The sequence below is a fragment of the Devosia sp. Z6_126 genome (assembly GCF_058133495.1).
This window is the reverse complement of record NZ_JBYUNO010000003.1, coordinates 459205-478689: the sequence shown is the minus strand read 5'-3', so window position 1 is coordinate 478689 and position 19485 is coordinate 459205. Positions and strand designations below refer to the sequence as shown.

Here is a 19485-nt window from a genome sequence, read left to right as displayed (position 1 = left end):
CAGGCAATAAAGCGCCTTATGGTTGTTGAGCGTAACGAAGACACCAAGGCGAGCTTGCGACAATCGGCAAAGGCCCGCCGGGCGGCGCTCCCCGCCGGTGAGCGGGCCCAGGCGGCCGAGAGTGTTACCCAGCTGTTTTTTTCCGAGCCTCGGTTCGGGCTCGCCCAGGTGATCGCGGGCTATTGGCCGCTGGTGGATGAGCTGGATTGCCGGCCAATTTTGCTGCGCTTGCTCGATGATGCCCGCACCGTGGTGTTGCCGGCGATAGTCCGGCCGCACGGCCCGCTGCAGATGCGAGTGTGGGAGCCGGACGCACCGCTTTACCCGGCGGGGTTCGGCACGCTCGCTCCCTCCGAACTTGCGCCTCACGCCCACCCGGACCTGGTGCTGGTGCCTCTCCTGGGCTTTGACCGGCTGGGCACCCGGCTGGGCTATGGCGGTGGTTATTATGACCGCAGCTTTGCCGAGCGCGAAGGGCGGCCGCTGATGGTCGGCCTGGCTTACAGCGCGCAAGAGTTTGACGCCATTCCCCGGGACGAGCATGACATTGCGCTGGACGCTGTGATAACGGAAACCGGCATTCGACAGTTCGGCGGCAGATAATGAAATTTCTATTCTTGGGCGACGTCGTGGGCCGTGCAGGCCGCGAGGGAATTGCCGATCGCCTGCCCGGATTGATCGAGCGCTACGGCTTTGATTTTGTGGTGGTGAACGGGGAAAATGCCAGCCATGGGCGCGGGCTGACCGAGCCGCATTTCAACGGCATCCGGGCGGCGGGCGCCGATATCGTGACCCTGGGCGACCATGCGTTCGACCAGCGCGACACCATCTCGTTTATCGAGCGGGAAACGACGCTGGTGCGGCCCATCAACATGGCGCCAGGCACCCCCGGTCGCGGGGCGATGTTTGTCGAGGGCCGCAACGGGCATCGGGTGCTCGTGATCAACGCGCTCGGGCGCGTGTTCATGGGGCCCGCCGATGATCCGTTCCGGGCGGTAGAAGCGGCGATTGCCGCCTGTCCGCTGGGCGAGCAGGCCGACGCAATTATTGTGGATTTTCACACCGAAGCGACCTCAGAAATCCAGGGCATGGGGCATTTCCTCGACGGGCGGGCGAGCCTGGTCGTCGGCACCCACACCCATATTCCGACGGCTGACTTGCGCATTCTCAAGGGCGGCACGGCGCTGCTGGCGGATGCGGGCATGTGCGGGGACTACGACTCGGTGATCGGGGTGGACCCCGACGAGCCGCTGAACCGGTTCCTCACCGGCATTGCCAATGGCCGGTTCACGCCAGCCGAAGGGGAAGCGACCTTGTGCGGCGTGGCGGTGGAAACCGATCCGCGCACGGGCCTGGCGGTCAAGGTGCTGCCGGTGCGGGTGGGCGGGGTCTTGGCGCAGGCGTTGCCCGAGTTCTAGCCCGCTTCACATTCGCGCCGGGCTTGCCTATAACGCGCCACCACAACAACACCACACCCCAAGGACTGACCGATGGCCGGCCATTCACATGCCAAGAACATCATGCACCGCAAAGGCAAAAGCGATGCGGTGCGTTCCAAGGTCTTTTCCAAGCTGGCGCGCGAAATCACGGTGGCCGCCAAGATGGGAATGCCCGATCCGGCTTTCAATTCCCGGTTGCGCCTGGCGGTGACCAATGCGCGCGCCCAGTCCATGCCCAAGGACAACATCGATCGCGCTATCAAGAAGGCGATCGGCAGCGACGGCGAGAACTATGACGAAATCCGCTACGAGGGCTATGGCCCAGGTGGCGTCGCGATCATCGTGGAAACGCTGACCGACAATCGCAATCGCACCGCCTCCAATGTGCGCTCCTACTTCTCCAAGAATGGTGGCGCGATGGGGGAAACCAACTCGGTCGGGTTCATGTTCGACAAGGTTGGCGAGATCACCTATCCGGCAAGCGCCGGCAGTGCCGATGAGATCATGGAAGCCGCCATCGAGGCAGGCGCCGATGACGTCGAAAGCGACGAAGAGGGCCACTATATCTACACGAGCTTTGAGGCGATGGTGGAAGTCGCCGCCGCGCTGGAAAAGGCACTGGGCGAAGCAGAATCAGTCAAGGCCGTGTGGAAGCCGCAGACCAATACCCCCATCGATGCCGACAAGGGCGCGACGCTGATGAAGTTGATCGCTACGCTCGAAGAAGACGATGACGTGCAGAATGTTTATTCGAACTTCGAGATGAGCGACGAGGACATGGCCAAGCTGGCCGACTAAGCCTCGACAAGGTTCCTCAGGCGCTTTGCAGGGCCTGGGGAAAGAACTGATCGGCCGCGACGATCGTCACGCGATTGCGGCCGGTTTGCTTGGCGTCATAAAGGCGCTGATCGGCAATCCGGAACAATTCGGAAAAACCGATGGCGCTGCCGAACACGGCGCCACCAATGCTGACGGACAGGGCTTGTACGGTGCCGCGCGGCACAAATTCAGCTTCATTGACCGCGCTGCGGATGCGTTCGGCAATAGCGCGAGTGATGTCGGCATCGACGCCCGGCAGGAACACGCCAAATTCCTCGCCGCCCATCCGCCCCACCAGATCTCCCGCCCGCAGCACCGAGCGGATCGCCCGGGCGATCACCGTCAGGGCAAGGTCGCCGGCATCGTGGCCGAACCGATCGTTGATGGATTTGAAGTTGTCGGCGTCGATCACCAGCAAGGCACCGCCCGGGGTGCTGCCGGCGCGCGCCAACTGCGTCGTCACCTGGGCGGTGAAGGCGCCGCGATTCAGACAAGAGGTGAGGCTGTCCGTGCGGGCGACCATGCCGAGCCGGCGATTAGCAATGGCAAGGCGCCGCAGCCGCAAGCTCAGGAGAAAAAGCAGCGGCACGCCCAGGAAGATGGGTAGCACCGTAGCGCTGATCATCGCCCGTTGCAGCGCTGCACCACCTAGATTTTCAAATAGCAGGGCATTGAACCCGACGGAAACCAGGACGCAGCCCAAGGTGCCGAACACGGTCCAGCGGGTGACGCTCGACCAGGTACGTGAGCCGCTCCCCCCGATGCTATCCTGACAAGGGCTAGCCATTGGCTACCCACCTTTCCGGGCGCTGCCCATAGGTGGTGAGCGCAGACGCGAGCGAGTGCCCAGGGCGGGATAACGCGGTCAGGCGCGGCAATGCACAGAAGCGTCGCGGCGCCAAAGGGGCGCAGCAAACCAGGTCACAGCTCATAAGTTAATGCCCCTTCATGAACATTGCCGAACCTAGAAGGCGCTTCTTGAAAATGGGGTTTGTGCAATGGGTGGAATTTTACGCGTGTCGCTTCTTCCACAGGGCTCCGTTGCTGCTTTGTTCACTTCTGCTTGGTAGGAGAAGCGCCTTCAGGTATGGGTGAAACATGACACCACCAGTGCGAATCATCGGCATCGATCCAGGACTGCGGCGCTGCGGTTGGGGGGTAATCGAAACCCAGGGCAATAAGCTGCAATTCATCGCCTGCGGCACGGTCACTCCGCCCACGGAAGGCGAATTGGCGCAGCGCCTCGCGATCCTTTTTACGGAGTTGCTGGACCTGCTGGAGCGGTTTGCGCCCGATGAGGCGGCGGTGGAAGAAACCTTCGTGAACTCGGGACCGCGCTCGGCGCTGATCCTGGGACAGGCGAGGGGGGTGGCGCTGATGACGCCGGCCCATCGCGGCATTCCGGTGGCGGAATATGCCACCAATCTCGTGAAGAAATCGATCGTGGGCACCGGGCATGCGGAGAAGGAACAGGTGGCGCTGATGGTCAAGACCTTGCTGCCTACGGCCAAGATCAAGGGCGCCGACGCGGCCGACGCGCTCGCCATCGCCATTTGCCATGCCCATCACCGGGTTGCGGCGCAACGGGCACGGATGAGCGCATGATCGGCAAGCTCAAGGGTGCCGTCGACAGCTTTGGCGATGATCATGTGCTCATCGATGTGGGGGGGGTCTGCTACGAGGCTTTTTGCTCGTCGCGCACTTTGCAGGGATTGCCGCGGGTCGGGGAAGCAACCGTGGTGTTTATCGAAACCGTGGTGCGCGAAGACATGATCCGGCTTTATGGCTTTGGCAGCGAAGCCGAAAAGGGCTGGTTCAACCTCCTCATGACCGTGCAGGGCGTTGGCGCGCGGGTGGCGCTTGGGATCCTGTCCGCCCTGTCACCATCGGAATTGTCGAGCGCTATTGCACTAGGTGACAAGGCGATGATCGGGCGGGCCAATGGGGTTGGGCCCAAGCTGGCGTTGCGATTGGTGACCGAGCTCAAGGGCAAGGCGCCGCAGGGCGGGGGCATTGACGCGGGCACGCTCGGGCTGCAGACCGCCTTAGGCGAGGGAACAGCTAGCGGGAATGTAGCCGATGCAGTTTCCGCTTTGGTCAATCTGGGGTATTCGGGGGCGCAAGCTTCCGCCGCCCTGGCGCGGGTTGTGGCCCGTGAGGGGGATGATACCGCGACCGAAAAGCTGATCCGGCTGGGCCTGCGCGAGTTGAGCCAGTGATGGTCTTTCCGAGCCGCTCCGCCGCCAGCGCTGAGCCGGCGAACATGATGTTGGAGACAGCCATGGTGCTCCCGCTAACGCAAGTCAGGGCATCCGTTTGACCGATCTTACTTCTCCCGTTGCCGGGCGCGATGAGCCACTGGATGTGGCACTGCGCCCGTCCGGCTTTTCGGAATTTGTCGGGCAGGCGGCGGCGCGTGCCAATCTTGAGGTGTTCATCGAGGCCGCCAAGAAGCGCGGTGCGGCGCTCGACCATGTGTTGTTCGTTGGCCCACCAGGGCTGGGCAAGACCACGCTGGCGCAGATCATCTCGCGCGAGCTTGGGGTGGGTTTTCGCGCGACTTCGGGCCCGGTGATCGCCAAGGCCGGGGATCTGGCGGCACTCCTGACCAATCTCGAAGATCGCGATGTGCTGTTTATCGACGAGATCCATCGGCTCAATCCCGCGATCGAGGAGGTGTTGTATCCCGCGATGGAGGATTTCCAGCTTGACCTGATCATCGGGGAGGGGCCGGCGGCACGCTCGGTACGGATCGATCTGGCGCGGTTTACGCTGGTGGGCGCGACGACGCGCGCGGGCTTGTTGACCACGCCGCTGCGGGATCGCTTCGGCATTCCCGTGCGCCTTAATTTCTATACGCCCGAAGAGCTGGTGCAGATCGTGCAGCGCGGCGCCCGGCTGTTGGGCACGCCGATGGCGCCCGATGGGGCGCTGGAAATCGCGCGCCGCTCGCGCGGGACACCCCGCATTGCCGGCCGGCTGTTGCGGCGGGTAACGGATTTTGCGCTGGTCGAGGGCTCGAGCGAGATCACGCGGGCCATTGCCGACAAGGCCTTGTTGCGGCTCGATGTGGATGCCCGCGGGCTCGATCAGCTGGATCGGCGCTATCTGACGATGATTGCCGACTTCTATGGCGGGGGGCCCGTAGGGATCGAGACCATTGCGGCTGCGCTGAGCGAGCCGCGTGACGCGATCGAGGAGATTGTCGAGCCTTATCTGATCCAACAAGGTTTCATCCAGCGCACCTCTCGGGGGCGAATGCTGACGGGCACGGCATTCCAGCACCTGGGCAAAACCGTGCCGCAGGGCTTTATCGGGACGCAAGCAACCTTGTTCGAGGAGCCCGAGGAGCCGTGAGCCGGAAGATCCGCCAGATCAGCCGGTTGCGCCATGGCTGAGCCGCATGTTTTTGCTGTTCGGGTCTATTATGAGGACACCGATTTCTCCGGCAATGTGTACCATGCCGCTTACCTCAAGTTCATGGAGCGGGCGCGCACCGAGTTGCTGCGGGCGCAAGGCATCCACCATGCCGAACTGGGCCGGGAAGGGCTTGCCTTTGCCGTACGCAGCATGCAGCTCGACTTCCGGGCGGCCGCGCACATCGATGATGTGCTGCGGGTGGAAACGCTGGTGGCAGGGGCAAGCGGCGCGCGCCTGCAGTTGAGCCAAGGCGTGTGGCGCGCCGCCGAACTGCTGGTCGATGCCCAGGTCGTCGTGGTGGCGATCAACATGGGCGGCAAGCCGACACGGCTGCCGGCAGCACTGCGCGCCCTGGCCGATTAGCGCGGCGTGGCGTCGCATGTCGGCGGTGGGCGGTTTGTTAACCTCTTCTTGACCATAATCGAGTCACAGAAAGAGTAGTACTTGCACCGGTGCTCTCAACGCTCCGTTAGGCAAGGCTTTTCTCTTAATTTTGACAGATTTGGGCCCCATCGCCACGGGTGCACGGGCCGGCAGCAAGAGGCCAGCCAGAAGGATCACGACATGGAAGCCATGGATGCGGTGGGCGCAGTAGCGCCGCACACGGACTTATCTATTTGGGGCCTGTTCTGGGCGGCCGACTGGATCGTGAAGTCAGTGATGCTGGGCTTGCTTGCGGCCTCGGTCTGGTGCTGGGCCATTATCATCGACAAGACCCTCACTTATCGCCGCATGCAGGCGGAGATGAACCGCTTCGAGCGCACTTTCTGGTCGGGGCAATCGCTGGAGGAGCTCTATCAGCAGCAGTCCGAGCGCACCTCGGGTGGGCTGGGCGCCGTGTTTGTTGCCGCCATGAAGGAATGGAAGCGCAGCCACGAGCAGAACGCGGCTTCCTTTGTCGGCATGCAGCAGCGACTCGACAAGGTGCTCGACGTCGCCATTTCGCGCGAAAGCGAGAACCTCGAAAAGCGGCTCGGCTTTTTGGCCACTGTTGGCTCCGCCGGCCCCTTTATCGGCCTGTTCGGCACGGTGTGGGGCATCATGAATGCGTTCACCGCCATTGCCGCGTCCTCAAATACCAATCTGGCTGTTGTGGCCGGCCCGATTGCCGAGGCGCTGTTTGCAACGGCCATTGGCCTCGTGGCCGCTATTCCCGCGGTTATCGCCTACAACAAGCTTTCCGCTGATGCGGGCAAGATGATCGGGCGGCTCGAAGGCTTTGCCGACGAGTTCTCGACCATTCTGAGCCGCCAACTCGAAGCGCGGAGCCGCTGACATGGGCATGGGCGTAGCATCGGGTGGCGGAGGCGGCGGTCGTCGTCGCCGTGGCCGCAAGAAAGCGGTGATGAGCGAAATCAACATCACGCCGATGGTGGACGTGATGCTGGTGCTGCTGATCATCTTCATGGTGGCAGCACCGATGATGACGGCTGGCGTACCAATCGACCTGCCGCGTACGGCTGCCGGCGAGCTGTCGAGCCAGACCCAGCCAATCACCGTGGCAGTCACGCCCGAGGGCGCCATCTTTGTGGGTGAGGATCCCGTCAGTGAAGCCGACCTCGTCGCGACGGTGTCGCAGCAGGCCGTCAATGGCACCGAGGATCGTATCTTTCTTCGGGGGGACACCACCGCCAATTACGGCGCGGTGATGCGGGTCATGGGGCTGCTGTCGGCTGGTGGCTACACCAAGATCGGCCTTATCACGCAACAGGAAAATTAGTCGGGCCAATGCGCACCGGTCTTGTCGCTTCCATCGCTGCCCATCTTGCCGTGCTGACGATTGGCCTGGTCAATCTCGGCATGGCCGAGCCCATGACCGTGGTGGAAGACGCCATCGCCGTGGACCTCGTCCCCATCAGCGATTTTGCGGCGATCCGCATGGGCTCGCTCAACAGCACGGTGGTGGAAACCGACACGCCAGCCGTGGTGGAATCCGATGAACCTGCCGAGGTCGCGCAGCCAACTGGGAATACGCAAGAAGACCAGCCGACGCCGCAAGAGGCTGATCGGCCGGTGCCGATGCCGGTGACCAATTCGGCGCCTCAACCCGAGACTGCACCGGAACCGGAGCCTGAACCCGAGCCCGTGCCCGAACCGACCCCGGCGCCCGCACCAGAGCCCGAGCCAGAACCTCTGCCTGAGCCGGAGCCCGAACCGCTGCCGGAGCCCGAGCCAACGCCAGCGCCGGTGCCGCCGACGCCCGCGACGCGGCCGACGCCGCCCGAGCCGGTGCCAACTCCTGAGCCAGAGCCGGAGCCGACGCCAGAACCCGCGCCGACGCCAGAACCCGCGCCGACGCCAGAACCCGCGCCTGAGCCAGAACCTGCACCCGAGCCGACGCCCGAGCCCACCCCGGAGCCCGAACCCACGCCTGAGCCTGCCGAGTCGGCAGTCGCGGCGCCGGTGCCTGCATCCCGTCCAACCAATCTAGAGCAGAAGCGCCAGCAGTTTGCGGCCGCCGAAGCAGAGCGCAAGAAGCGCGAGGAAGAAGAACGCAAGCGCGTGGCGGAAGCCAAGGCCAAGTCCGAAGCCGATGCCAAGGCCAAAGCGGAAGCCGAAGCCGAGCGCAAGCGCCAGGCTGCGGCGCAGGCAGCCGAAAAGCAGCAAGCGGGCGAGCAACTCGATGCTTCGCTGGCCGATGATATTTCGGCCATCATCAACAAGGATACTTCCACCGGCGCCACCACCGGTAGCGGCGGTTCACCGACGCTGGGCGACACTAGTGGAACCTCGGCGACGCTGAGCCAGACCGAAATCGGTGCGCTGGTCGCCAAAATCAAGCAATGCTGGAACCTGCTCCCCAATGAGCAGATCAGCAGCGCGCAGGTGGTGGTCAATATGCGGTTGAATCAGGATGGCTCGCTGGCGGATGTGCCTCGAATTGTTTCGGTTAGCGAGCAGCCTGAAGCGATCACCATTGCCCAGAAGGCCGTGAGCGCCGTGGCAGGCTGCGGGCCCTACAGCATGTTGTCGGCGGCTTCCTATGACCAATGGCAGAATATCAATGTCACGTTGCGTCCGTGACGTCCTTGAAGCGCGCCTTTCCCCGGCAAGATGCCGGTGAATGGCATGAATGGAGACTGAAATGACCCGTTTAACCCGGCGCAGCGCCCTCAAGCTCGGCGTTGCCGGCGGGCTGGCCCTCGCCACCGCCAGCACTGCCCAGGCACAGCTCAACATCACGGTCGAGGGCGCCAATTTCCAGCCACTGCCGATCGCCATCCCAGATTTTGCCTCCTCGGACCCAAGCTTTGGGCGCGAAACGGCCGAGATCGTGCGCGCCAATCTGCGCCGCTCGGGCTTGTTCCTGCCGCTCGATCCGGCGTCGTTGCCGGTTCAGGTCGGGGACGTCAATGCCACGCCCGATTTCAACACCTGGCGCACGGCCAATGTGACCGCGCTCGTCATGGGTGCGGTGGACCGCGGCGGCCAGATCGCGTCTTCGGTGCGCGTGTGGGACACCCAGCAGGGCGCCCAGGTGGTGGGCAAGAGCTACAACACCGATCCCAACAGCGCGCGACGCGTCGCCCATATCATTTCGGACGCCATCTATGAGGCGCTGACCGGTGGCAGCGGCTATTTCGATACCCGCGTGGTTTATGTGGCCGAAAGCGGTCCCAAGGCGAACAGGGTCAAGCGCCTCGCGATCATGGACCAGGATGGTGCCAATCCGCAGTACCTGACCGATGGGCGCACGCTGGCGCTGACGCCGCGCATCTCGGCCAATAACGACCTTATCACTTACCTCAACTTCGAGGACGGCAATCCGCAGGTCTATCTGCTGCAGCTGTCGAGCGGGCGGCAGCAGCGGCTGGCTTCGCTAGGTGCCATGACCTTTGCGCCCCGGTTCTCACCCGATGGCGGCACGGTGGCGTTTTCCGTGGAGCAGGGTGGAGCAACCAATATCTATGCCGTGAGCACGAGTGGCGGCCAGCCGGTGCAGCTCACCTCGGGCGCGGCGATCGATACGGGTCCATCCTATTCGCCCGATGGCAGCCGGATCGTGTTTGAAAGCGATCGCGGCGGTTCGCCCCAAATCTACATGATGAGCTCGGGCGGGGGTAATCCGCAGCGCATTTCCTATGGTCAGGGCTTGTACTCGACGCCCGTCTGGTCACCCAAGGGCGATCTGATCGCCTTTACGCGCCAGTCGGGCGGGCAGTTCAATATCGGCATCATGAACCCCGATGGTTCGGGCGAGCGCATGCTGCATTCAACCTTCCATGCGGAAGGACCGACCTGGGCGCCCAATGGCCGCGTGATCATGTTCTTCCAAGATCCCGGTGGCAATGACGGCCCCAAGCTGCAGAGCGTCGATATCTGGGGCCGCAACCTCCAGACCATCCCCACCGAAAGCTATGCGTCCGATCCTGCCTGGTCCGGGCTGCGCAGCTAAGGCGCAAGCTTTCTACCCTGCGTACGGGACAGCAGAGCCCCGGCGCGTTTAACCATACTATCAAGTCATCAAGGGCTGTGGCAGGAATGCCGCAGCCGGAAAAAGCCCGCGTTTCCGCCACATTGGTGCCCCGTTAAGCTTCAATTAACCACGACTTGGAACCCGGCCTTAAGAATAAGCACGGTAAATGCCGTACCTAGAATTATTGCCTTTCAGGAGCTTTTTCCGGATGCTGTCCCTTGCACCGATCACCACCGCGTTGCGCGCCGCCGCAATGCTGCTTTTCGTCGTCGCGATAGCGGCGTGTTCGCGTACGCCCGATAACGCAATGATGACCGGCGTGGGCAATCTCGGCCCGGGCGGCGGCGCGCCGGGCAGCCAGCAGGAATTCCTGGTTTCCGTTGGCGACCGCGTGTTCTTTGAAACCGACTCTTCGTCGCTGACTACCGAGGCCGCCGCGACCCTCGACAAGCAGGCCGCCTGGCTCAACCAGTACAGCAACTACCGCATCATGATCGAAGGCCATGCCGACGAGCGCGGCACCCGCGAATACAACATCGCCCTGGGCGCACGCCGCGCTTCCGTGGTGGTGAACTATCTCGTGTCGCGTGGCGTCAATGCCCAGCGCATTACCTCCAAGTCGTTCGGCAAGGAGCGCCCCGTCGCGATCTGTAACGACATCTCCTGCTGGAGCCAGAACCGCCGCGCGGTCACCGTCGTTCAATAAGTAGCGGGCCTGGTTCACCAGGCCCAAATGACCCGGCCCCGGCCGGCATCCAGAAGCGCCGGACGCCCTTTGTGGCTCCGGCGCTTTGTTTTCACCAAAGTTGGCCTTTACTCGCTTTGCCTCGATCACCATGTCGGCACCAAGCGACGCAGAGAACACACCGGAGGCTCCCCATTGAAGATCCCCCTGTTGCAATCCAAGGGCCGCACTGCCCTGGCAGCGGCCTGTGCGCTGCTGCTGGGCACGAGCCTGCAGAGCCGGGCCGAGGCGCAAGCCTTTCCACCGGCTGAGTTGGGCGGGCTGACGCTCACCAATGCGCAGCCAACTCGGGTGCACGTGGCGCAAGCGGCCGATACCGCCCAATTGGCAGTACGGGTGCAGCAGTTGGAAGAGCAGGTGCGCTCGCTCAACGGACAGATCGAAGGGCTGACTTTTCAGCTGACGCAGATGCAGACCCTGATCCAGCGGCAGGCGGAAGAAACCAACGCACGCTTGCAGGGCCTTGGCACTGACGGCGCTGCGCCTTCAGCACCTGCCCAAAGCAGCGCGGCTCCCTCGACCGAAATTCCGCCACAGGGCGTGCAGCCGCTGCCGGGAGAGGCCGAGTTCGACCCGACCTTTGATGATGGCAGCGTTGGCACTTCCGATGATCCGCTGGCCGGCACGGGGCAGGGTGGCAGTGTGGACCTCGCCACCGGCCAGCCGCTGGATTTGAGCTATGATCCGGACGCCACCGCTACCGGGGATTCCGATGCGGATGCGCAGTTCACCGCCGGCTATGAAGCCATTGTTCGCGGCGATTATGCCTTTGCCGAAGACCAGTTCAGCCAGTTCATCGAGCTATATCCTGACAATGCCCAGGCGACGGACGCCGCCAACTGGCTGGGGGAAGCGCTGATCCAGCGTGAGGCTTATGACGAGGCTGCAGAAGTGTTGCTGGACGCGTTCCAGAAAGCGCCCGACAGCCCGCGTTCGCCCGACCTGTTGCTGCGTCTCGGCGTTTCGCTTGCCGGGGCCGACGAGCGGGAAACTGCCTGCCGGACCTATGCGGAAATCGAGCGGCGCTACACGACGCTGACCCCCGCCTTTGCGGCGCGGCTCGCGGCGGAAAAGACCAAGGCCGAATGCCCACCCGCGTAATTCCGCCGCTGGACGAGCCAGCAACATTGCAGGCCTTGTTTGCGGCGGTTGCCGGCGAGCGGGCCATTGGTTTGGCGGTTTCGGGCGGTGCCGACAGTTTGGCGCTGCTGCTGCTGGCGCAGCGCTGGGCGGCAAGCCTCGGTGCCGCGGCGCCGCGCTTGCAGGTTTATTGCGTTGATCACGGCTTGCGCCCCGAAGCGGGGGCGGAGGTGGCGATGGTGCTCGGGGTCGCCGAACAACTGGGTGTTCGGGCTCGCGGTCTGGTTTGGACGGGCGACAAGCCACGAACCGCCTTGCAGGAAGCGGCGCGGGCAGCGCGCTATCGGTTGATGGGCCAGGCAATGGCTGAAGACGGTGTTGAGGTGCTGCTGACGGCGCATCATCGACTGGATCAAGCCGAAACCGTGCTGATGCGATTGGCCCATCGCAGCGGGCTTGAAGGGCTGCGCGGGATGGCTGACATGGCGGTTGTGGAGGGGGTGCGGGTGCATCGGCCCTTGCTGGGGCTCGATCCCAAGGCGCTGCACCAAGTGGTGGGCGAAGCCGGTTTGGTGCCCGCCCAAGACCCCTCCAACCAGGACGAGCATTACGAGCGGGTGCGCTGGCGCAAGGCCATGCCGCAGTTCGAAGCGCTGGGCCTCGATAGCGAAACCCTCGCCTTGTTTGCCGAGCGGATGGGGGAAGCCGATCGGGCGCTGGCCCAGATGGCCGATGGCGCCTTTCAAACCATGGTGCGGCTGGATGGTTTTGGATCCGCGCGGATCGAGCGCGAGCCGCTGCTGGCGCTGAGCCCCGCCCTCGCGGTGCGGGTGCTGGGACGGGTACTCAACATTGTGGGCGGACGGCAGAAGCCGCGGGCTCTCGGGCAGGTGGAACGGCTGCAGCAGGCGCTGGCATCTGGCACCCATGGCAAGGCGACGACACTGCTGGGTTGCGTGGTGCGCGAAAAGGACGGTGCCGTCGCAGTGGCGCGCGAGCCGGGCCGGGTATTGCCGCCCGATCTGGCCCTGCCGCCCGGCACCGAGCTCGTCTGGGACGAGCGGTTCCTGATCACCAATGGCTCGGACGAGCCGGGCCTAACCGCGGGCGTGTCCGATTACCTGCCGCGGCACCGGCTCGAGGAATTCCTGGGCTTCAAGGTGACAGCGCCCGCCGAAGCGATCCGCACAGCACCCATTGTCAGGGATGCGCAGGGTGGCGTGTTGTCGCTGGGAGGGTGGTCGTTCGACGAGCGAATTCGCGTGCAACTGCTGGTGGACTGAGCAAGTTTGGCCGCTTTTGTCGTGAGGGAGGCGTTAACCCGTCGCGACAAAATGACTAGACGACGAGGCGCAAGGCTAGCAGCAGTGCCCTTGTAACGCCCCAATGCCGATCATACATTCGGCGCTAACACCGGCAGCTTGGTTGCGTCGGTCTCTCCGGGACAGGTTTGATGAACGGAAACTTCCGCAACTTTGCCATTTGGCTAGTTATTCTTTTTATGCTGATGGGCCTGTTCCAGGTCTTCCAGTCTTCCACCCGCTCCATTTCGGTTGCCGACAAGAGCTACAGCCAGTTCGTATCCGACGTTGAAGGCGGGCGCGTGCAAAGCGTGACCATCACCAATGACGTCGTTTCGGGCGTGCTCAATGACGGCACCCGCTTTGAAACCGTGATGCCGGCTGGCGCCGATGTGATCAGCCGCCTCGAGGATCGGGGCGTGTCGATCACGGCGCGCGCTCCCGAATCGAGCCCGTTCTGGTCAGTGCTGCTGAGCTCCTGGCTCCCGTTCATCGTCATCATCGGCGTGTGGTTCTTCTTTATCCGGCAGATGCAGGGCGGTGGCCGTGGTGGTGCGATGGGCTTTGGCAAGTCGCGCGCCAAGCTGCTGACCGAGTCGCATGGCAAGGTGACCTTTGAGGACGTGGCTGGCGTTGATGAAGCCAAGCAGGACCTCGAGGAAATCGTCGAATTCCTGCGCGACCCTGGCAAGTTCCAGCGCCTGGGCGGCCGTATTCCGCGCGGCGTGCTGCTGGTTGGCCCTCCCGGTACCGGTAAGACCTTGCTGGCCCGTTCGGTCGCCGGCGAAGCCAATGTGCCCTTCTTCACCATTTCGGGTTCCGACTTCGTGGAAATGTTCGTGGGCGTTGGCGCCAGCCGCGTGCGCGACATGTTCGAGCAGGCCAAGAAGAACGCTCCTTGCATTATCTTCATCGACGAAATCGACGCCGTCGGCCGCCAGCGTGGCGCCGGTCTTGGTGGCGGTAACGACGAGCGCGAGCAGACGCTCAACCAGTTGCTGGTCGAGATGGACGGCTTTGAAGCCAATGAAGGCATCATCCTGATCGCTGCAACCAACCGTCCCGATGTGCTCGATCCCGCACTGCTGCGTCCCGGTCGCTTTGACCGCCAGGTCGTGGTGCCGAACCCTGATGTCGCTGGGCGCGAAAAGGTGCTCAAGGTCCATGTGCGCAAGGTGCCGCTGGCTCCCGATGTGGATCTCAAGGTGCTGGCCCGTGGTACGCCCGGCTTTTCGGGTGCGGATCTGATGAACCTCGTCAACGAGGCGGCTTTGATGGCGGCACGGCGCAACAAGCGCTTTGTCACCCATGCCGAGTTCGAAGACGCCAAGGACAAGATCATGATGGGCGCCGAGCGTCGCACCATGGCCATGTCCGAGGACGAAAAGAAGCTTACGGCTTACCATGAAGCCGGGCACGCGATCATTGCGCTCAAGGTGGCCGGGATCGACCCCATCCACAAGGCAACGATCATTCCGCGTGGCCGTGCCTTGGGCATGGTGATGACCCTGCCTGAAAGCGACAGTTATTCGTTCAGCCGGGAAAAGGCCCTGGCACGCCTGACCATGCTGTTTGGCGGCCGCGAAGCCGAGATTTACAAGTTCGGCCCCGAGAAAGTGACCTCGGGTGCTTCGGGCGACATCCAGATGGCGACGAGCCTGGCTCGTTCCATGGTGATGGAGTGGGGCATGAGCGAAAAGCTTGGCCGCGTGCGCTACAAGTCGAGCGAGCAGGAAGTGTTCATCGGTCATTCCATGACCCAGTCCAACAATATGTCGGACGACACGGCCAAGCTGATCGACCAGGAAGTGCGCAAGCTGATCGAGGATGGCGAGCAGGCTGCCCGCGATATCATCCGCAACCATGTGGATCAGTTTGAAGCGGTGGCCCAGGCCCTGCTCGAATATGAAACATTGACCGGCGATGAACTGCGGGCCCTGATGGATGGGCACCAGCCGGTTCGTCCGGACGACAGCGGCCCATCCGCGCCCAAGGCGTCGGGCGTCCCCGCCGCCGGCAAGTCCCCCAAGAAGCGGCCCGATGCGCCGCCTGAGGGCGGGCTGGAGCCTCAGCCCAATAGCTGACACTGACACCAAGGGTCGCCGCGAGGCGGCCCTTTTATGTATTGCCGGTCACCGCTTTTCCGCCGAAAAGCGTCCTTAACGGTTGTGCGATAAATTATGCGCATGACAGCGCGCAGACAGGGCAAAGCAATGGCCAGAAAATATTTCGGCACTGATGGCATTCGCGGTTTGGCCAATGGCAGTAAGCTCACCCCGGAGCTGGCGCTCAAGGTGGGCATGGCTGCGGGCCAGAAATTCGTGCGCGGGGAACACCGCAATCGCGTGGTGATCGGCAAGGACACCAGGCGCTCTGGCTACATGATTGAGAACGCCCTGACCGCAGGTTTCACCGCCGTGGGCATGGATGTGTATCTGCTGGGCCCAATGCCAACACCCGCCGTTGCCATGCTGACGCGCTCGCTGCGCGCCGATCTCGGCGTGATGATTTCAGCCTCGCACAATCCCTATGACGACAACGGCATCAAGCTGTTCCGGCCTGATGGCTATAAGCTCAGCGACGAGGTCGAAGCGGAGATCGAGAGCCTCATCGACGGCGACATGAGCCAGTTCCTTGCCCATGGCCGCGAGATCGGTCGGGCGCATCGCGATGAGGAAGCGCGCACCCGCTATATCGAATACGCCAAGCGCACCCTGCCACGGAATATCGACCTGACGGGCCTCCGCGTCGTGCTCGATTGCGCCAATGGTGCGGCCTACAAGGTAGCGCCGATTGCCCTTTGGGAATTGGGTGCTGAGGTGTTCACCATTGGCGCCGAGCCTGATGGCTTCAACATCAACTACAAGGTGGGCTCCACGGCACCCGAAGCGGTGGCAGCCAAGGTGCGCGAAGTGCGCGCCGACATCGGCATTGCGCTGGACGGCGACGCGGACCGAGTCATCATCATCGATGAAAAGGGCCAGGTGGTGGATGGCGACCAGTTCATGGCGGTGATCGCCCAGAGCTGGATGGAACGGGAAATGCTGGCCGGCGGCGGGATCGTCGCTACTGTGATGTCCAATCTTGGGCTTGAACGTTATCTCACCTCCCTGGGGCTGACGCTTGAGCGCACCCAGGTGGGTGACCGATATGTGCTTGAAGCCATGCGCACGAAGGGCTTCAATGTGGGCGGTGAACAGTCCGGCCATATCATTCTTTCCGATTTCACCACCACGGGCGATGGGCTGGTCGCGGCCCTGCAGCTGCTCGCGGTGCTCAAGCAGCGCTCCTTGCCGATTTCGGAAGTGTGCACGCGCTTTGAGAAGGTGCCGCAGCTGCTGCGCAGCGTGCGCTTCAAGACCGGCAAGCCGCTCGAGGACAAGCAGGTGATGCAGGCCGTGGCCGACGCCAAGGCAATGCTGGGGAGCGGGGGCCGGCTGGTGATCCGTGAGTCGGGCACCGAGCCGGTGATCCGGGTGATGGGCGAGGCTGACGATGCTGCCCTGGTCACCTCGGCAGTGGGGCAAATCGAGGCCGCCATTCAGGCAGTCGCCTAGGCCACACGCCAGTCGCAACCGAGTTCAGAACGCCGGCTCCGTGCCGGCGTTCTTGTTTCGATAGATAATCACCAATCGTTAGGGTTAAGCCGCAGGGTTAAGCGCCTTTTAAGAATGTTGTTCGATATTGGGCGTCAATCGACTGGTGTCGTGGCAACCGAAGGACTTCTTGATCATGCGCATGCTTTCCGCTGCGGTGCTGGTGGCAGCAGCCACTGCAATCGCCGGCCCCGCACTGGCGGCCGACTTCCCCGAATACCCGCCTGTTGTCGAAATCCCGGACGTTGATTACGGCGTGCAGGGCTCGTTCTATCTGCGCGGCAGCGCGGCGGGAAATGCCTTCTGGACGAAGGAAGCCTATGGCATCGACTGCGTGATCTGCGGTGTCACTCCCGAAGAAGAAACCTTCTCCGTTGATGAAGCCGGCTACGGCTACAGCGTCGGCGCCGGTCTCGGCTTCGAGACGGGCACCGGACTGCGCTTTGACGCGACTGTCGACTATGTTTCCAATGATGGCCTGATCGCCACCGGCAACGCCGGCGATTACGAATTGGGGCTGCGCTCCACCATCGCGCTGGCCAACGTTTACTACGACTTCTCGCTGGGCGGCGACGGCTTTGGCTACAACGCTGCCGGCGGCGCCTTTGGTTATGTCGGCGCAGGTGCCGGTGCGGCCTTCAACGAATCCTCGATCGAGGCTTCCAACGGCTTCCCGGTTCCATCGGGCGAGAACACCAGCTTTGCGGCGGCCGGCATGGTCGGCGTCGGCTATGACTTCGGTGCCGTCGTTGCCGATGTGGGCTATCGCGGCGTTTACATTGCCGATCTCGACAATGGTGCCGACTTCCCCGCCAATGTTCATTCGGAGAACAACTGGCTGCACGAAGTGCGTGGCACGCTGCGCTACCGCTTCAACTGATCGTTCAGGGCGCCACAGGCGCTTGGCAGATCCGCTCTTGGCTTCGGCGCTCCCCTGGGGGCGCCGATTGCATTTGGCGGGTAACCTGTCCTCGATCCTCTGTTGTGCCTTGCAGCGGCCTGCAGCGCAAACCGGTCGTTAGCCTCGGCTGGACTGGCCGCGGGGAGTGGCTGCGGGCTTAAGCCTCGATATCGATATCCTTGGTTTCGCGCCCGAGCAGCAGGGCGATCAAGGTCAGGGCCGCCATGGCCGTGAGATAAACGCCGACCCAGAACGGGCTGCCGTCGCCGGCACTCCACAGGGCCACAGCCACAAAGGGGGCGAGGGCGGCGCCGAGGATCGAGGAGACATTGTAGGAAATGCCAGAGCCGGTATAGCGCACATTGGCGGGAAACAGCTCCGGCAGCAGCGCGCCCATTGGGCCGAACGTCAGCCCCATCAGCGTAAAGCCGATGATGAGCCAGGCCATGACGCCGACAAAGCCGGCGTTGAGCAAGGGCACCCAGAGCAAACCAAAGACGGCGATGGCGAGCGTCACCCAGATCAGCGTCTTGCGGCGGCCAAAGCGATCGGCCCACGGCCCCGACACCAGGGTGAAGATGCCGAAGAACACGACGCCGACGATCATCATCAGCACGAAGGTCGAATACTGGTATCCAAGCCCCGGCACGGCGGCGTCGATGGCGGCGCGACCATAGCTGAGCGAAAAGGTCGTCATCAGGTAGAACAGCACATATGTCGCCAGCATGTAGAAGGTGCCGAGCACCAGCTCGCGCATATTCTGCTGCAGGACGGTGACGAGCGGCATCTTGCGGACCTGGCCGGTCTTGACCGTTTTCTCAAAGGCACTGCTTTCGACCAGGTTGAGCCGGACCCAGAGGCCGACCACCACCATCACCGCCGAAAACAGGAAGGGAATGCGCCAGCCCCAATCGAGGAAGGCGAGCGACGGGCGGGAGGGATCATCGGAGGGCAGCATGGCCGCGATGATCAGGAAGAGGCCGTTGGCGATGATGAAGCCGAGCGGGGCGCCAAGCTGGGGGAAGGTGCCAAAGAGCGCGCGCTTGCCCTTGGGTGCGTTTTCAGTGGCGACCAAGGCAGCGCCGCTCCATTCCCCGCCCAGCGCAAAGCCCTGCGCCAGCCGGAGGACCACCAGCAATGCCGGCGCGAGCCAGCCGACCATTGCATAGGTCGGTAGCACCCCGATCAGGAAGGTCGCCAGACCCATGGTCAGCAGGGCCGCAACCAATGTGGTTTTGCGGCCCTTCCTGTCCCCGAGATGGCCAAAGAATACGGCGCCGAGCGGCCGGGCAACCATGGCGGCGCCGAATACGGCGAAGGACGCCAGAAGGGCTGTGGTCTCATTGCCGGCAGGAAAGAACAGGTGCGGGAACACCAGAACGGCCGCCGTCGCGTAGACGTAGAAGTCGTAGAACTCGATCGTGGTGCCGACCAGACTCGCGAGCAGAACGCGGGAGCGCGAATTGGCTGGTTGAGGGGAAGCAGCCGCGGAAGTCTGGGTCATGATCGAATCCAAAATGCGCAAGGCGACGCGCCCTGCCCAGTTGTCTCTCGCTCGGCTTGCCGCTGGCGCAGGGCGAGGGACAGCAAAAACTAGCCACGCCTTACTGCCAGTGCAGGCCCGCATGCAAGACCAGAGCGCAACCTGCGGCGCTTTGAACCGAACAAGATCACTCGATGGGGGGCCGTAGCTGAATTCGACATGGTTCCCGAACAGCACTTTTCCCAAAACGGCATTGACGCGGAGCGGTATCAGGCATATTTGCG

19 protein-coding genes are annotated in these 19485 nt (G+C 63.2%); 17 read left to right on the top strand and 2 right to left on the bottom strand.

Annotation, left to right across the window (positions count from 1 at the left end; genetic code table 11):
• Window positions 1-18: 18 nt before the first annotated feature.
• The 3 genes from AC3YOG_RS14540 to AC3YOG_RS14530 all read left to right on the top strand — a co-directional run bounded on the left by AC3YOG_RS14540 (window position 19) and on the right by AC3YOG_RS14530 (window position 2237).
• Window positions 19-603, top strand: a complete 585-nt coding sequence (locus AC3YOG_RS14540; RefSeq protein WP_489935599.1) for a 5-formyltetrahydrofolate cyclo-ligase — start codon at window positions 19-21, stop codon at window positions 601-603.
• Window positions 603-1418: a TIGR00282 family metallophosphoesterase gene (locus AC3YOG_RS14535; protein WP_172124123.1), complete on the top strand. Its 816-nt coding sequence runs from the start codon at window positions 603-605 to the stop codon at window positions 1416-1418. The genes AC3YOG_RS14540 and AC3YOG_RS14535 overlap by 1 nt, the downstream gene beginning before the upstream one ends.
• A gap of 72 nt (window positions 1419-1490) precedes the next feature.
• Window positions 1491-2237, top strand: a complete 747-nt coding sequence (locus AC3YOG_RS14530; RefSeq protein ID WP_127753961.1) for a YebC/PmpR family DNA-binding transcriptional regulator — start codon at window positions 1491-1493, stop codon at window positions 2235-2237.
• A gap of 16 nt (window positions 2238-2253) precedes the next feature.
• On the opposite strand, the gene AC3YOG_RS14525 is transcribed toward AC3YOG_RS14530, so the two are convergent.
• Window positions 2254-3045: a GGDEF domain-containing protein gene (locus AC3YOG_RS14525; RefSeq protein WP_489935598.1), complete on the bottom strand. Its 792-nt coding sequence runs from the start codon at window positions 3043-3045 to the stop codon at window positions 2254-2256.
• 311 nt (window positions 3046-3356) lie between these two features.
• Here AC3YOG_RS14525 and ruvC point away from each other — a divergent pair, with 311 nt between their 5' ends.
• The 14 genes from ruvC to AC3YOG_RS14455 all read left to right on the top strand — a co-directional run bounded on the left by ruvC (window position 3357) and on the right by AC3YOG_RS14455 (window position 17697).
• Window positions 3357-3863, top strand: a complete 507-nt coding sequence (gene ruvC, locus AC3YOG_RS14520) for a crossover junction endodeoxyribonuclease RuvC (RefSeq protein WP_127753959.1) — start codon at window positions 3357-3359, stop codon at window positions 3861-3863.
• Window positions 3860-4477, top strand: a complete 618-nt coding sequence (gene ruvA, locus AC3YOG_RS14515; protein ID WP_127753958.1) for a Holliday junction branch migration protein RuvA — start codon at window positions 3860-3862, stop codon at window positions 4475-4477. Before ruvC ends, ruvA begins: the two co-directional genes overlap by 4 nt.
• Before the next feature lie 97 nt (window positions 4478-4574).
• Window positions 4575-5615, top strand: a complete 1041-nt coding sequence (gene ruvB / locus AC3YOG_RS14510; RefSeq protein WP_489935597.1) for a Holliday junction branch migration DNA helicase RuvB — start codon at window positions 4575-4577, stop codon at window positions 5613-5615.
• A gap of 33 nt (window positions 5616-5648) precedes the next feature.
• Window positions 5649-6041 (top strand): tol-pal system-associated acyl-CoA thioesterase, encoded by a 393-nt coding sequence (ybgC, locus tag AC3YOG_RS14505; RefSeq protein ID WP_489935596.1) that lies wholly within the window; start codon window positions 5649-5651, stop codon window positions 6039-6041.
• Between the two features lie 210 nt (window positions 6042-6251).
• Window positions 6252-6953 carry a protein TolQ gene (gene tolQ, locus AC3YOG_RS14500; RefSeq protein ID WP_127755285.1) on the top strand — a complete coding sequence of 234 codons (702 nt, stop codon included), beginning with the start codon at window positions 6252-6254 and terminating at the stop codon, window positions 6951-6953.
• Window position 6954: 1 nt separating this feature from the next.
• Window positions 6955-7398 carry a protein TolR gene (gene tolR / locus AC3YOG_RS14495; RefSeq protein WP_172124115.1) on the top strand — a complete coding sequence of 148 codons (444 nt, stop codon included), beginning with the start codon at window positions 6955-6957 and terminating at the stop codon, window positions 7396-7398.
• An 8-nt stretch (window positions 7399-7406) separates the two neighbouring features.
• Window positions 7407-8702, top strand: coding sequence for a hypothetical protein (locus AC3YOG_RS14490; protein ID WP_489935595.1), 1296 nt, complete (start codon window positions 7407-7409; stop codon window positions 8700-8702).
• A 61-nt stretch (window positions 8703-8763) separates the two neighbouring features.
• Window positions 8764-10074 (top strand): Tol-Pal system beta propeller repeat protein TolB, encoded by a 1311-nt coding sequence (gene tolB, locus AC3YOG_RS14485; protein ID WP_248305116.1) that lies wholly within the window; start codon window positions 8764-8766, stop codon window positions 10072-10074.
• A gap of 229 nt (window positions 10075-10303) precedes the next feature.
• Window positions 10304-10801, top strand: coding sequence for a peptidoglycan-associated lipoprotein Pal (pal, locus tag AC3YOG_RS14480; RefSeq protein ID WP_127753953.1), 498 nt, complete (start codon window positions 10304-10306; stop codon window positions 10799-10801).
• A 174-nt stretch (window positions 10802-10975) separates the two neighbouring features.
• Complete coding sequence (gene ybgF, locus AC3YOG_RS14475) at window positions 10976-11941, top strand: tol-pal system protein YbgF (protein WP_489888716.1); 966 nt, start codon at window positions 10976-10978, stop codon at window positions 11939-11941.
• Window positions 11926-13203: a tRNA lysidine(34) synthetase TilS gene (gene tilS, locus AC3YOG_RS14470; RefSeq protein ID WP_489935594.1), complete on the top strand. Its 1278-nt coding sequence runs from the start codon at window positions 11926-11928 to the stop codon at window positions 13201-13203. The genes ybgF and tilS overlap by 16 nt, the downstream gene beginning before the upstream one ends.
• 170 nt (window positions 13204-13373) lie before the next feature.
• Window positions 13374-15305: an ATP-dependent zinc metalloprotease FtsH gene (gene ftsH / locus AC3YOG_RS14465; protein WP_127753950.1), complete on the top strand. Its 1932-nt coding sequence runs from the start codon at window positions 13374-13376 to the stop codon at window positions 15303-15305.
• A gap of 129 nt (window positions 15306-15434) precedes the next feature.
• On the top strand, window positions 15435-16778 hold the full coding sequence (gene glmM / locus AC3YOG_RS14460) for a phosphoglucosamine mutase (RefSeq protein ID WP_172124109.1): 1344 nt from the start codon (window positions 15435-15437) through the stop codon (window positions 16776-16778).
• A gap of 175 nt (window positions 16779-16953) precedes the next feature.
• Window positions 16954-17697, top strand: coding sequence for an outer membrane protein (locus AC3YOG_RS14455; RefSeq protein ID WP_489935593.1), 744 nt, complete (start codon window positions 16954-16956; stop codon window positions 17695-17697).
• A 178-nt stretch (window positions 17698-17875) separates the two neighbouring features.
• Here AC3YOG_RS14455 and AC3YOG_RS14450 read toward each other — a convergent pair whose 3' ends face one another.
• The gene (locus tag AC3YOG_RS14450; RefSeq protein WP_489935592.1) at window positions 17876-19222 is read right to left on the bottom strand and encodes an MFS transporter; all 1347 of its coding nucleotides are present in this window, start codon (window positions 19220-19222) and stop codon (window positions 17876-17878) included.
• Window positions 19223-19485: the final 263 nt, after the last annotated feature.